This is a genomic window from Gottfriedia acidiceleris (genome assembly GCF_036421055.1).
Classification (GTDB): Bacteria; Bacillota; Bacilli; order Bacillales; family Bacillaceae_G; genus Gottfriedia; species Gottfriedia acidiceleris_C.
On the sequence record NZ_JAZGQS010000002.1, the window covers coordinates 286,383 to 299,460 of the forward strand.

Below are 13,078 nucleotides of genomic sequence, written 5' to 3' on the forward strand. Positions count from 1 at the left end.
AGTATGGGGAATAAGCCCATTGTAATTGGAATTGCTGGAGGGACTGGCTCTGGTAAAACTTCTGTAACAAAAGCAATCTATGATCAATTTAAAGGTCATTCAATTTTAATGATTCAGCAAGATTCTTATTATAGAGATCAAACGCATTTACCGATGGAAGAAAGATTGAAAACAAATTATGACCATCCATTAGCATTTGATAATGATTTGTTTATTGAGCATATAAAAGATTTATTGCAATATAAAGCAATTGAAAAACCTGTATATGACTATACAATTCATACAAGATCTTCAGAAACAATCCCTGTCGAGCCAAAAGAAGTTATTATTTTAGAAGGTATTCTAGTACTAGAAGACGAGCGTTTACGTGATTTAATGGATATAAAGATATTTGTAGACACGGATGCTGACTTACGAATACTTCGTCGAATACAACGCGATATAAAAGAACGTGGAAGAACAGTCGATTCTGTAGTAGACCAATATGTAAATGTTGTACGCCCTATGCATAATCAATTCTGTGAACCGTCAAAGAAATTCGCAGATATTATCATACCAGAAGGCGGTCAGAACTTTGTGGCTATTGATTTAATGGCAACAAAAATTCAGACTATACTTGAAAGAGTAAGTGTATTATAATACGTTCATATGAGAGAATAATTCCTAAATATCATTTTGGAAAGATGGAGAAGCACTCACTTCTTCATCTTTCTATATAAAAGAATGCGTTTTCATAAGTTGAATGTTTCATTAATTATTCTCATACACTGTTTGTACAACTACATTGTATAAACAGATATTTAGAAGTTTTACATAAAAGAAACGGTGGATACTAAAAGGAGTGTACAAAATGGCTAACGAAAAAAAATTCCCTATGACTTTAGCTGGGAAACAAAAATTAGAACAAGAATTAGAAAATTTAAAAACAGTAAAGCGTGCTGAAGTAGTAGAGCGTATTAAAATTGCTCGTAGCTTTGGTGACCTTTCAGAGAACTCTGAGTACGATGCTGCAAAAGATGAACAAGCATTTGTTGAAGGTCGTATTACAACTTTAGAAAATATGATCCGTAATGCTGAAATTATTACTGAAAATAATGATGCATCAGATACAGTAACTCTAGGAAAATCTGTAACTTTCTTGGAATTACCAGCTGGTGATGAAGAAACTTACACAATTGTAGGTAGTGCTGAAGCTGATCCATTTGAAGGTAAAATTTCAAATGATTCTCCAATCGCAAAAAGCTTATTGGGCAAAACTGTTGGTGAAGAAGTGACAGTTAATACTCCTGGTGGAGATATGCAAGTAAGAATTATTGCTGTTAAATAATTTGATTTGTTCAACAATTTAATTGTTTGAAAAAAGAACACCCCGTCTACACTGTAGATGAGGTGTTTTTTATGCATAGACGGATAAAAGCCATATTAATTATAATTTCGTTACTATTTTCTTTAATCTTATACAGATGCTTAGATATTAGTGTACTTCATCAAAAGAATTTTGGCCCACAAAAGGTAAATCTAATTGAACGAAGTGTTGCTCAAAGAACATTTCAGTTTCGGATTGATAATGGACGTGGAAAAATACTTGACCGAAATGGAAAATTATTAAGTGCAGCTTACACTCCAAAAGTTATTTTATTTCCATTTTTAAAAACAATCGATTGGCCAATTGATAAATTATCGTCGATTACAGGGGTACCAGTAGCAAATATTAAAAATCAGTTTAATGGTAAAAAAGAACCTTTTACATTAGAAGGAATGACAAAAACATTAACATCGGAAAAAATTGATGAAATAAATAATTTACATGTTTCTGGATTAATTTCCATGTTGTCTCAAGACAAAGACGATAAACAATTGGCAGAGCATCTAATTGGAATAGCTAGAGAAAATAAAGAACAATATGAAAAACAGTATGAAAGTGATCGAGACTATAAACCGAAAGAATTTGGAGTAATTGGTTTAGAAGCTCAGTTTGAAGATTTCTTAAAATCTGACGGCACATCTAATTTAATGCTTCACGTAGATAATTTAGGTAAACCGATGTTTGGAAATGAAGTAAAATATGCGAAACCTAGTAATCCATTTTATCCAGTCTCCCTTTCTACTACACTTGATAAAGATTTACAACAAATTTTAGAACAAGCTGTTGACCAAGCTAAACTTCAAAAAGGTGCGGCTGTCCTAATTGACGTAAAGACTAACAATTTATTAGCAATGGTTAGCCGACCAAATATGAATTTCCAAAATTTATTTTCTTCGAATGATAATACGGCGACTAATTATGCACTATTAGCTAGTACACCAGGTTCAGTCTTTAAAACAGTTGTAGCGGCTGCCGCTATAGATCAAGGAATTGTGAAAGAAAATCAAATGTATAATTGTAATAATAATCTAGTCGGTAAATATGAAGATGAAGAGAAAAAGAGAAAAGGTAATTTAAATTTTCAACAAAGTTTCTATGAAAGTTGTAATTACACATTTGGCCAATTAGGTAAGCAATTAACTTTAAAAAATAAAGATATGTTTCAAACATATGCCAAAAAGCTAGGTTTAGATGGCCCAGTAGGTTGGACAGGACCTGTCTATCATGAGTCTAATTTTAGTCAATTTCAAAATGAAGGGAAACCAACTTATTTTGTAGGAAACTATTTGAGTGATAAGCTCTTAAATACTTCCATTGGGCAACAGGATGTAAAAGTATCCCCTTTAGGTGTAGCAAATATGATGGCTACCATTGCACGAGGTGGGAGTCCAAAACAAGTAAAGGTAGTAGATTCTGTATTATATAAAAATGGTACAGAGATGTTTAAATTTCCAGAACAGACATTAGTGGATGATTATCTAGCTCCAGATTCAATGCAGCAATTAAGAGAGTTGCTTCGAGGTGTAGTTACAGATCCGAAAGGAACGGGAAATCGATATACTAGTTTGCCTTACACTTTAGCAGGGAAAAGTGGTACAGCAGAAACAAAAGTAGTAGATGGTAAAATAGTCGAACAAAATAAATGGTTTGCAGGATATTTCCCATATGATAAGCCAAGATATGCATTTGCAGTAGTTAGTTTAAATGTTTCAAACGAAGTTACATCTACTTCTGACACTGTTACAAATTTAATAAAATCTATATATAACTTTGATAAAAGCCACACAAAATAGCTATTTTTAATTAGGTAACTCTATGTTAAAATAGGGAAAAATTAGTTGTTTTTGGAGGATTTTGTCAATGACTTCGATTGAACCAAACAAAAGGGTCCAAAAATTAAGACGAGTACGAAGTGGAAATTATTTTTATAGAATACTACTTATTCCACTTCTTTTTGGAATCATCTATTTAGGGATAAAAATCACTTTACCGATCGTCAACCAACAAAAGATAGAGCCTAATACTGCTAAAGCTAAGATTACTACGATTGCTCAAGAACCAAAACAAATGACTGATATACCGAATCCATATCAAGCGAAATATCGTGAAAAAGTAAATGAGATTATTAAAGATTCAATAAATGATGAAAATATAATAGAATCGACTGTAAAAGAATGGACACCTAACAAAACAAAACAAATTGAGCCTCATACAGTTCACTATAGTCATAAGTCTCAAGACTTTTATGAAATAGAAGATACAGTATCAAATGCGATTTCTTTAACAAAAGAAGATTATCTAGTTTGGCATATTGGTCAAGGATACGATCAACAAAGTATAAAAGTATATGTTGCTACAAACGACTTAAGCTATAAATATGTCGTATACTTACACTGGGTTGTAAAAGAAGGCTGGCTCCCTATTTTGGTACAAGAAGTAAAAGAGTTAAAGTATTAAAATCCGGTAATAAAGTTTTTAGTCCCTACAGAAGCAAACTGTAAGCTTATGCCTCATAGAAAGCAAGCTCCTGTAAGGAAACCAACGTCTTTCTTTATTAAAATTTAAGTGTTTTTTGTTGAATGCATTCTTAAAGATGAATGATCTGTCTCTATATGGTAAAATGATTAAAGTTTGAAAGAGAAAGTAGGGAATTGAGAGAATGAAAATAGCTATTATTGGAGCAATGGAAGAAGAAGTACATGTATTACGTGATAAATTAGACAACCTGAGAAAAGAAGAAATTGCAGGCTCAGAATATAACATAGGTACATACGAAGGAAAAGAAGTAATTTTATTAAAGTCTGGAATTGGTAAAGTAAATGCAGCAATGGCAACAGCAATTCTTTTAGAAAAATATCAGCCAGATGTTGTGATTAACACTGGATCTGCAGGCGGACTTCATACAGACTTAAACGTTGGCGACGTTGTTATCTCAACTGAAGTGCGTCATCATGACGTAGACGTTACTGCATTCAATTATGAATACGGACAAGTTCCAGGTATGCCAGCAGCATTCCCTTCTGATGATAAATTAAAGTCTATTGCTAAAAAATGCGCTGAACAAATTAATGGTATCCAAGTTGTTGAAGGATTAATCGTAACTGGAGATTCATTTATGAACGATCCAGTAAGAGTTGACTTCGTGAAAGAGAAATTTGGGGATCTGTATGCTGTAGAGATGGAAGCAGCTGCAATCGCTCAAGTTTGTTATGCATTTAAAGTGCCATTTGTTGTAACACGAGCATTGTCAGATATTGCAGGTAAAGAATCAAATATTTCATTTGATCAATTCCTTCATACAGCAGCAGTTAATTCAACATTAATGGTTGAGGAAATGATTAAAGCGTTATAAATTGTTTAAAGAAAGATGTCTAATAGGCATCTCAGACTACCCGCCAAACGCTCGCTTTCTTCGTTGCTTTGCCTGTCTGGAGTGCTCATTACCGTTTAGGGTAACTCCGCTTTTCACCAGGCTTCGCACCTCGAAAAACAAGCGCTTGTAATCAGTCTGATATTCAAGTTTTTGTACATTATAACCGCACTAAGATGTCTTAAGGGCATCTTTTTTTGTTGTTTGAATACAATTGAGTGAGTACTCACTTTTTGTTGACTGGGAATAAAAAGTGAATTAAAATAAAAGTATAAAGTGAGTACTCACTCATTATGGGTTCTATGAAGAAATAGACTTGAACGGAGGAATAAGATGAGCAATGTTGTTAAAATCCAAAATGTTGATCGTTTATTTGGAAAAAGAACTGTGCTAAAAAATATTTCAATGAACATTCAAAAAGGAGAGATATTTGGAATATTAGGTCCGTCAGGTTCTGGTAAAACAACTTTAATCAAATTGATTGCTGGAATCGATAAAAGTTCAAAAGGAGAAGTATTAGTCTACAATAATGAAATGCCTACTTTCACAGTCCTTCCGTCAATTGGCTATATGGGACAATCTGACGCTTTATATAGCGATTTAACTGGTGCTGATAATTTAAATTTCTTTGGTGCCCTATATAGTCTAAAAGGGAAAGAACTTAAGTCGAGAATACAAGAAGTAGCTCAGATCGTTGGGTTAGAAGATTCATTAAACAAGCAAGTTAATCAATATTCTGGGGGAATGAAAAAACGACTTTCTCTTGCAATTTCAATTCTCCATAAACCTACATTACTAATCCTTGATGAACCGACAGTTGGAATTGATCCAGTACTAAGAAAGCAAATTTGGCATCAATTTTTTGAAATGAAAAAACAAGGTACTACGATAATCATTACTACCCATATCATGGAAGAAGCTGAAAAATGTGAAAGAATCGGATTAATTAGAGAAGGAGAATTAATTGCTTTAGATACTACTGAAAATTTAATTTCGCAATCAAAAACAGGCAAAATCGAAGATCTATATTTTAATACTGAGGTGAGCCCATGAGAGTCTTTGCTATTTCTAAACGTATCATAAAACAATTTTTAAAAGATAGAAGATCACTTGCAATGATTTTTGTTGCACCTATCGTATTATTATTTTTATTTTCTTATATCTTAAAACAAGATGACACAAAACCTACCTTAGCCCTAGTTGATGCCCCTCCTGCATTTGAGCAAATTGTGAAAGATTATGCCAAAGTAAAAAATGTAAATCCTTCGGACATCGAAGATAAATTGAAAAATATGGATCTTGATGGCGCAGTCTTGTTTAAATCGGGAGAAATAGTTGTGCAATTTGAAGGGACAGATAAAGCCCGAACAACTGCAGTAATGGATGCTATTCAATCTGCAGTTAAAGAAAATACACCATCTAATCTAAAAATTGTAATGGACCCTATATATGGTAGTAAAAATATGGAATCATTTGATTCAATTGGACCAATTTTTATTGGATTTTTCTCGTTCTTATTTGTGTTTATCTTATCAGGTATTTCATTTGTCAGAGAAAGATTAACAACAACACTTGAAAGATTACTCGTCACGCCAGTCAAAAGATGGGAAATTGTTGTTGGTTATATTTTAGGCTTTGGATTTTTTGCTTTAATCCAATCGATCATTATAACTGTCTTTTCAATCAGTGTATTGGATATGTATAATGTAGGAAGTGCATGGGAAGTCTGCGTAGTTAATATTCTATTATCTCTCACTGCTCTTACGCTTGGTATGCTGTTATCTGCATATGCAAATAATGAATTTCAAGTTGTACAATTTATTCCAGTTATTGCTGTCCCGCAAATACTTTTTTCAGGTATTTTCTCAACGGCGTTTTTACCAAATTGGTTCAAATTTATCGGGGGTATTTTACCACTGACATATGGTGCAGAAGCTCTTAGAGGGATTATGATAAAAGGACAGTCGCTTTCTGATGTTGTATATCAATTATTAATCCTACTTGGATTTTCAATCGTATTTATTTCTTTAAATATACTTGCATTAAAGAAACAGCGGTCAATATAAGGAGTGTTACCAATTAAATTAGAAGAGTTTTTTCCAGAAGAAAAATTACAAGAAATGAATGAAAAAGAAATAAAAATTCTTGAAGCTGCAATTGAAATTTTTGCAGAAAAAGGTTTTGTTAGTACATCTACCAATGAAATTGCAAAAAAAGCAAATGTTGCTGAAGGGACTATTTTTCGTTACTTTAAAACAAAAAAGGATTTATTAAAAAGTATTATCAAACCGACATTAGTAAAAACAATTGCTCCTTTTGAAATGGATCGTTTTTCTAAAGCAGTATTTCATTTAGAGTACGAAACATTTGAAGATTTTCTTAATGCACTAATTAAAAATCGAATGGAATTTGCAAAGAAAAATAAGGAAGCTGTAAAAATAATCATACAAGAAATACCATTCCAAGACGATATGCAAGAAGAGTTAAAAAGACTCTTTAAAGAAAAAATGTACCCTAAAGCAGCCACTGTATTACAATCGTTTATCGATAAAGGGCAAATAAAAGAACTACCGATACCGACAGTTCTAAGACTAATTATCTCAACAGTAATTGGTCTAGTCATCTCTTCAATCGTCCTAGAAAATACACCTCTTTGGAACGAAGAACAGGAAACTAAACGTACAATTGAGTTTATTAAGAATGGGTTGAAATAACTTATAGCTGAAAACGTAAAATATTGAAAGAAGAAGGGAATTTAAAGTAATCCCTCAGTGAAAATCAAGCTTTCAGTATTATGTCTACAAACTGAGGGATTTAAAATAATCCCTTTTTCTTTGTGTTGAAATATTTACAATTACTATTTTATTAATATAATTTTAGTAAAAAAGCAAAAAATGGAAATCAACATAAATAGTTTGTTTTATTGACAATTTGAACTTACTAATCTCTACATGTACTACCTTTAATTACCTTCACTTTTTTAGAATAAAATATGTTACAGTTATTAAGTCAAGAAGAAGGGAAGGTGTAGTATTCGTGAATTTAAAAAAGCTACAGGCGAAGGTTAACGATTTTAAAACATATGGTGCAATTACAACAGCATTGGCTACTTTTTTCTATATCGGGACTCTCCTTCCAAAGGACGGATTAACCCAACATAAAATATTAATGGTCGAGAGTATCGTTTTTACAATGCTGATATTTGCATTAGGTTTCTTTCTAACATCCAATTATTTTAAACGCGTATTGCAAAAAGAAGAGCAAGCATAAAACCACTAAAAATGAATTCACTCCAATTGTTAGATCAGACTGACAATTGGAGGTCATATTCATCTTTAGTGGTTTAATTTTTATTTTTTATCTTTTTTCTTTTCTTTTTCAGCTCTTAAAAACTCGTGATACATCTTCATTAAAGCACGTTTTTCAATTCTCGAAACATAACTTCTTGAGATTCCTAATTTCTTTGCGATTTCACGTTGAGTTAGTTCTTTATCCATATCAATACCAAATCGTTGAATAATTACATCTTTCTCACGGTCGTCAAGAATCTTGATATATTGCTTGATTTTTTCTAATTCCATATTAAGTTGAATTTGATCAACTACATCTTCTGTCTCAGTTTTTAAAATGTCTAATAGTGAAATTTCATTGCCTTCTTTATCCTGGCCTATTGGATCATGAAGGGACACATCTTTTTTTGTTTTCTTTAAAGCACGTAAATGCATAAGTATTTCGTTTTCAATACATCTTGCAGCATATGTGGCTAATTTTGTTCCTTTACCTTGAACAAAGCTTTCAATTGCCTTTATTAAACCAATTGTACCAATCGAAATTAAATCTTCAGCATCTTCTCCGGTATTTTCAAATTTCTTAACAATGTGGGCTACAAGTCTTAAATTATGTTCAATTAATAAATTTCGTGCTTCTCCATCTCCATTTGCCATACGATTTAAATAAAGCGTTTCTTCGGCTTGTGAAAGAGGTTGAGGAAAGGCATTATTTTTAACATAGGAAACAAACACAAACACTTCTTTTAAGAAAAGACTTAAGGCGGTAAATAAACCAGGCATATAATCACTCCTAAGGAAGGTTAGGTTAGTTGTTATTTATATATTTATGTAATGTACAAATTCTGTGTGTCTGTACCATAAAAAAAATGTAAGCAGTGTAAAAAAAATGTTGAAAATAGTAAGCGCTACCATTCTAATGATGATGTATCTTTTTTTAAATCGTTACATATTCTAGAAAAAAAATGCATTGACAGCCTATTTAATAGTGCTTTATAATCCTCATTAATAACTTTTTTAATGAATCTTTTGACAATTTAATAGATTGCGTTGATAAGGGCACAGTAGGCATAACTTCCCTGTTTAAGAGAGCTGACGAAGGCTGCGAGTCAGTACATAAGGTATGCTGAATTACATTCTTGGAGCAATTTCTATTTTTATTTAATAAAAATAGAAACGGTCATTTTTGATCGTTAACAAAATGAAGGTGGTGAGCAGAATTTTTGTTCACAACTAGGGTGGTACCGCGATTAATTAATTCGTCCCTACTGTTTATTCAGTAGGGACTTTTTGTTTTCATTTTTTACATACTTACTTCTTGATAAAAGAAGTGGTATTGGAATAGACATTTAAAATTTGAGGAGGAAAAAGAAATGAGTACAAATAATGAGTTAGTGCAATTACGTGATAAGGTTGATGAGATTAATTTAAAAATCGTTGAATTATTAAACGAGCGTGGAAAAGTTGTACAAGAAATTGGTCAGCAAAAGATTAAACATGGTATTAAGCGTTTCGATCCAGTTCGTGAGCGTGAAGTTTTAGATATGATTGCAAATGTAAATGAAGGTCCATTTGAAACATCAACTTTACAACATATTTTCAAGACAATTTTCCAAGCAAGCTTAGAACTTCAAGAGGATGATCATAGAAAAGCTCTTTTAGTTTCAAGAAAGAAAAAGCCTGACAATACAATTGTTAAAGTGAAAAATGATATTGTCCTTGGTGATGGTTCTCAATCATTTATTATGGGTCCATGTGCAGTTGAAAGCTATGATCAAGTACGTGCGGTAGCACAAGCTATGAAACAACAAGGATTAACAATGATGCGAGGCGGTGCATTTAAACCTAGAACTTCTCCATACGATTTCCAAGGGCTTGGATACGAAGGATTACAAATTTTAAGAGAAGTGGCAAATGAATTTGATTTAGCAGTAATAAGTGAAATACTAAATCCAAATGATGTTGAAAGATCTTTAGAATACGTTGATGTAATTCAAATTGGTGCACGTAATATGCAAAACTTTGATTTACTGAAAACAGTTGGTCAAGTAAATAAGCCGGTTTTATTAAAGCGTGGACTGTCAGCAACAATTGAAGAATTTATTAATGCAGCAGAATACATTATTTCGCAAGGAAATGACCAAATTATTCTTTGTGAAAGAGGAATTCGTACTTACGAGAAAGCTACAAGAAATACATTAGATATCTCAGCAGTGCCTATTCTGAAGAAAGAAACACATTTACCAGTTGTTGTAGATGTTACACATTCTACAGGTCGTAAGGACTTATTATTACCAACTGCAAAAGCAGCATTGGCAATTGGAGCAGATGCAGTAATGGCTGAAGTACACCCTGATCCAGCTGTTGCTTTATCAGATTCAGCTCAACAAATGAATATCCCACAATTTGAAGAATTTATGTTTGAGTTAAAAGACTTCCGTGCAAAACTACAATCATAAATAATATTACTTAATGAAGGATAGGCGGTGAATGCCTTGAAAAAGAACGTCCTTTTAATTGGTACAGGATTAATCGGAGGCTCAATTGCCTTGGCAATAAAAAAAGTTCATGATGTAAATATAATTGGATATGATATAAACGAAAAACAACTTGAAATTGGTAAAAAAATTCAAGTTTTAGATGAAATCTCGGTACAGCTTAAAGACTGTGCCGAGAAGGCTCATCTAATCATTTTTTCTTGTCCTGTAGAAGAGTCAATAAAATATATACATATGTTAAGTGAATATGAACTTAAGAATGATGTCATATTAACTGATGTAGGTAGTACGAAAAGTGAAATTATGAAGCATTCGAAGACTCTGACAGATAAAGGTTATTGCTTTATTGGAGGTCATCCAATGGCAGGCTCGCATAAAACTGGCATCGAGAGTGCAAAAGTTCATTTATTTGAAAATGCATATTTTATTTTGACACCAAGTGAAAATACAAAAAATGATCAAATCGTTGAATTAAAAGAATGGCTTAAAGGAACTGGTTCACATTTTGTTGTAATTGATGAAGAAACACATGATCAAATCACCGGAGTGGTAAGCCATTTTCCACATCTTATTGCTTCTAATCTTGTTAAGCAAGTTAAAACTTACTCAAAGGACGAGCCTTTAATAACAGCTTTAGCTGCCGGAGGGTTTAGAGATATTACTAGGATTGCATCAAGCAGCCCAAAAATGTGGACTGATATTGTGATTCAAAATAAGGATACATTACTTTCATTAATTTCGAATTGGATTGATGATATGAAAGAAATGTATCAGCTAGTTGAAAGCCAGAATAAGGAAGATATCTTTCATTATTTCAAGGAATCAAAAGATTTTAGAGACAACATGCCAGCAAAAGCAAATGGCGCCATCCCAAGTTATTTTGATTTGTATGTAGACGTTTTAGATCGAGTCGGTGAGCTTGCTAACATCACGACAATTTTATCGATTCACCAAGTAAGCATTACGAATCTAAGAATCATAGAATCACGTGAAGGGTTACCAGGTGTACTAAGAATAAGCCTTCAAACAGAATATGATAGAGAGAAAGCTGAAAAATTTCTAAATGTTAATGGTTATGAGACATACATTGTTTCATAAAAAATTCAGACTTATTTCCACATTAAAAGCACTTCTCCAGGGTGCTTTTTTTGGTGAAAGAACAACAACGAGATCAATTACTTCGCTAGTTTGTCAAATTCTCTCTGACATTTCAAATAAAAATGAATAGTCAGTCTCTTTTCTGTACCAATTTTCTGAACTTTATATTATAATTTAGTAGGTTAGTTTTTTAAATCGTTAAACATGGAGGGATATCAATGTCTCAGTTTGAAAAATCATTAGAAAAATATGCTGAACTTGCGGTAAAAAGTGGTGTTAATATCGTACCAGGACAAACATTACAAATAAATGCACCAATCGGAGCTGTAGAATTCGTTCGTAAAGTTGTAAAATTCGCTTACGAAGCTGGAGCTAAAAATGTAAACATTGATTGGAATGATGACGTAATTACTCGTACTAAATATGAACTAGCTCCTGAAGAAGTTTTTGGAGAATTCCCAGGCTGGAAAGTAACAGCAATGGAAGAATTAGCTGAAAATGGAGGTGCTGTTTTATCAGTAATCTCACCAAATCCAGAATTATTAAAAGGTATCGATCCAAAACGAATTGCAACTTTTAATAAGACAGCTAGCAAAGCACTACATAATTATCGTGAATACATGATGGCTGATAGAATTCGTTGGTCTATCGTAGCTATTCCATGTGTTGAATGGGCTGAAAAAGTTTATCCAAATGAACCAATAGATAAAGCGATGGAATTACTTTGGGACTCAGTATTCAAAATTTGCCGAGTAGACAATGAAAATCCAGTTGAAGCTTGGGTTAAACATAACGATTTCTTACAAGAAAAAGTTGTTCAATTAAATGACAAGCGCTACAAAACATTACATTACACAGCACCTGGTACTGATTTAAAACTAGATTTAGTGGATAATCATGTATGGAAAGGTGGCGGAGCGAACAGTGAAGATGGAAAATGGTTTAATCCTAATATTCCAACTGAAGAAGTATTCTCTATGCCACATAGCCATGGGGTAAATGGTACTGTTAAGGCGACTTTACCATTAAATTACGGTGGAAATTTAATTGAGAACTTCTCTTTAACATTTAAAGATGGTAAAGTTGTCGATTTCACAGCTGAAAAAGGCTATGATACTTTACAACACTTATTAGATACTGATGAAGGAGCTCGCCGTCTAGGTGAAGTAGCATTAGTACCACATGATTCACCAATTTCAAATACAGGTTTAATTTTCTTTAACACATTATATGATGAAAATGCTTCTTGCCATTTAGCATTAGGTAAAGCATATCCAAACAATATGAAGGATGGGGAAAAATTACCTTCAGAAGAGCAAGGAAAATTAGGAATCAACCAAAGTTTAACTCACGTTGATTTTATGATCGGATCAGCGGAATTAAACATCGATGGAATTAAAGAAGATGGTACAGTTGAACCAATCATGAGAAATGGTAACTGGGCATTTTAAAAGTAAAT

The 13,078-nt window shown here is 32.7% G+C and carries 13 protein-coding genes and 1 other annotated feature; of the genes, 12 read left to right on the forward strand and 1 reads right to left on the reverse strand.

The features are described 5' to 3' along the window. Nucleotides 1-3 precede the first annotated feature (3 nt). From udk to RAH41_RS04110, 9 genes are all read left to right on the forward strand, one after another. A complete protein-coding gene (gene udk, locus RAH41_RS04070; RefSeq protein WP_056472723.1) occupies nucleotides 4-639 on the forward strand; it encodes a uridine kinase in 636 nt (211 codons plus the stop codon). 211 nt (nucleotides 640-850) lie between these two features. Continuing rightward, nucleotides 851-1,327, forward strand: a complete 477-nt coding sequence (greA, locus tag RAH41_RS04075; RefSeq protein WP_097979017.1) for a transcription elongation factor GreA — start codon at nucleotides 851-853, stop codon at nucleotides 1,325-1,327. Nucleotides 1,328-1,398: 71 nt separating this feature from the next. Next, nucleotides 1,399-3,159, forward strand: a complete 1,761-nt coding sequence (locus RAH41_RS04080) for a penicillin-binding protein 2 (protein ID WP_331220874.1) — start codon at nucleotides 1,399-1,401, stop codon at nucleotides 3,157-3,159. Nucleotides 3,160-3,226: 67 nt separating this feature from the next. Then, the gene (locus tag RAH41_RS04085) at nucleotides 3,227-3,823 is read left to right on the forward strand and encodes a YrrS family protein (RefSeq protein WP_331220876.1); all 597 of its coding nucleotides are present in this window, start codon (nucleotides 3,227-3,229) and stop codon (nucleotides 3,821-3,823) included. Between the two features lie 202 nt (nucleotides 3,824-4,025). Further along, nucleotides 4,026-4,718 carry a 5'-methylthioadenosine/S-adenosylhomocysteine nucleosidase gene (gene mtnN / locus RAH41_RS04090; RefSeq protein ID WP_331220878.1) on the forward strand — a complete coding sequence of 231 codons (693 nt, stop codon included), beginning with the start codon at nucleotides 4,026-4,028 and terminating at the stop codon, nucleotides 4,716-4,718. Nucleotides 4,719-5,069: 351 nt separating this feature from the next. Then, nucleotides 5,070-5,789: an ABC transporter ATP-binding protein gene (locus tag RAH41_RS04095; protein WP_331220880.1), complete on the forward strand. Its 720-nt coding sequence runs from the start codon at nucleotides 5,070-5,072 to the stop codon at nucleotides 5,787-5,789. Then, nucleotides 5,786-6,802: an ABC transporter permease gene (locus RAH41_RS04100; RefSeq protein WP_331220882.1), complete on the forward strand. Its 1,017-nt coding sequence runs from the start codon at nucleotides 5,786-5,788 to the stop codon at nucleotides 6,800-6,802. The genes RAH41_RS04095 and RAH41_RS04100 overlap by 4 nt, the downstream gene beginning before the upstream one ends. A gap of 3 nt (nucleotides 6,803-6,805) precedes the next feature. Further along, nucleotides 6,806-7,450 (forward strand): TetR/AcrR family transcriptional regulator, encoded by a 645-nt coding sequence (locus RAH41_RS04105; RefSeq protein WP_331220884.1) that lies wholly within the window; start codon nucleotides 6,806-6,808, stop codon nucleotides 7,448-7,450. Between the two features lie 322 nt (nucleotides 7,451-7,772). Beyond that, nucleotides 7,773-8,006, forward strand: a complete 234-nt coding sequence (locus RAH41_RS04110; protein WP_331220886.1) for a YrhC family protein — start codon at nucleotides 7,773-7,775, stop codon at nucleotides 8,004-8,006. 80 nt (nucleotides 8,007-8,086) lie between these two features. Here the strand turns inward: RAH41_RS04110 and sigK are convergent, their stop codons facing one another. Then, a complete protein-coding gene (gene sigK / locus RAH41_RS04115; protein ID WP_069035122.1) occupies nucleotides 8,087-8,806 on the reverse strand; it encodes an RNA polymerase sporulation sigma factor SigK in 720 nt (239 codons plus the stop codon). Between the two features lie 258 nt (nucleotides 8,807-9,064). Continuing rightward, nucleotides 9,065-9,293: a binding site (T-box leader), on the forward strand. A gap of 103 nt (nucleotides 9,294-9,396) precedes the next feature. Here sigK and RAH41_RS04120 point away from each other — a divergent pair. The 3 genes from RAH41_RS04120 (at nucleotide 9,397) to RAH41_RS04130 (ending at nucleotide 13,070) form a co-directional block, all read left to right on the forward strand. Further along, the gene (locus RAH41_RS04120; RefSeq protein ID WP_331220889.1) at nucleotides 9,397-10,482 is read left to right on the forward strand and encodes a bifunctional 3-deoxy-7-phosphoheptulonate synthase/chorismate mutase; all 1,086 of its coding nucleotides are present in this window, start codon (nucleotides 9,397-9,399) and stop codon (nucleotides 10,480-10,482) included. A 36-nt stretch (nucleotides 10,483-10,518) separates the two neighbouring features. Beyond that, the gene (locus RAH41_RS04125) at nucleotides 10,519-11,619 is read left to right on the forward strand and encodes a prephenate dehydrogenase (RefSeq protein WP_331220891.1); all 1,101 of its coding nucleotides are present in this window, start codon (nucleotides 10,519-10,521) and stop codon (nucleotides 11,617-11,619) included. 218 nt (nucleotides 11,620-11,837) lie between these two features. Beyond that, on the forward strand, nucleotides 11,838-13,070 hold the full coding sequence (locus RAH41_RS04130) for an aminopeptidase (protein ID WP_331220894.1): 1,233 nt from the start codon (nucleotides 11,838-11,840) through the stop codon (nucleotides 13,068-13,070). Nucleotides 13,071-13,078: the final 8 nt, after the last annotated feature.

Coding starts and splice junctions, on each gene's coding strand:
- sigK (WP_069035122.1), bottom strand. CDS start 8,806: ATGCCTGGTTTATTTACCGCCTTAAGTCTTTTCTTAAAAGAAGTGTTT.
- udk (WP_056472723.1), top strand. CDS start 4: ATGGGGAATAAGCCCATTGTAATTGGAATTGCTGGAGGGACTGGCTCT.
- RAH41_RS04080 (WP_331220874.1), top strand. CDS start 1,399: ATGCATAGACGGATAAAAGCCATATTAATTATAATTTCGTTACTATTT.
- greA (WP_097979017.1), top strand. CDS start 851: ATGGCTAACGAAAAAAAATTCCCTATGACTTTAGCTGGGAAACAAAAA.
- RAH41_RS04120 (WP_331220889.1), top strand. CDS start 9,397: ATGAGTACAAATAATGAGTTAGTGCAATTACGTGATAAGGTTGATGAG.
- RAH41_RS04095 (WP_331220880.1), top strand. CDS start 5,070: ATGAGCAATGTTGTTAAAATCCAAAATGTTGATCGTTTATTTGGAAAA.
- RAH41_RS04130 (WP_331220894.1), top strand. CDS start 11,838: ATGTCTCAGTTTGAAAAATCATTAGAAAAATATGCTGAACTTGCGGTA.
- RAH41_RS04100 (WP_331220882.1), top strand. CDS start 5,786: ATGAGAGTCTTTGCTATTTCTAAACGTATCATAAAACAATTTTTAAAA.
- mtnN (WP_331220878.1), top strand. CDS start 4,026: ATGAAAATAGCTATTATTGGAGCAATGGAAGAAGAAGTACATGTATTA.
- RAH41_RS04085 (WP_331220876.1), top strand. CDS start 3,227: ATGACTTCGATTGAACCAAACAAAAGGGTCCAAAAATTAAGACGAGTA.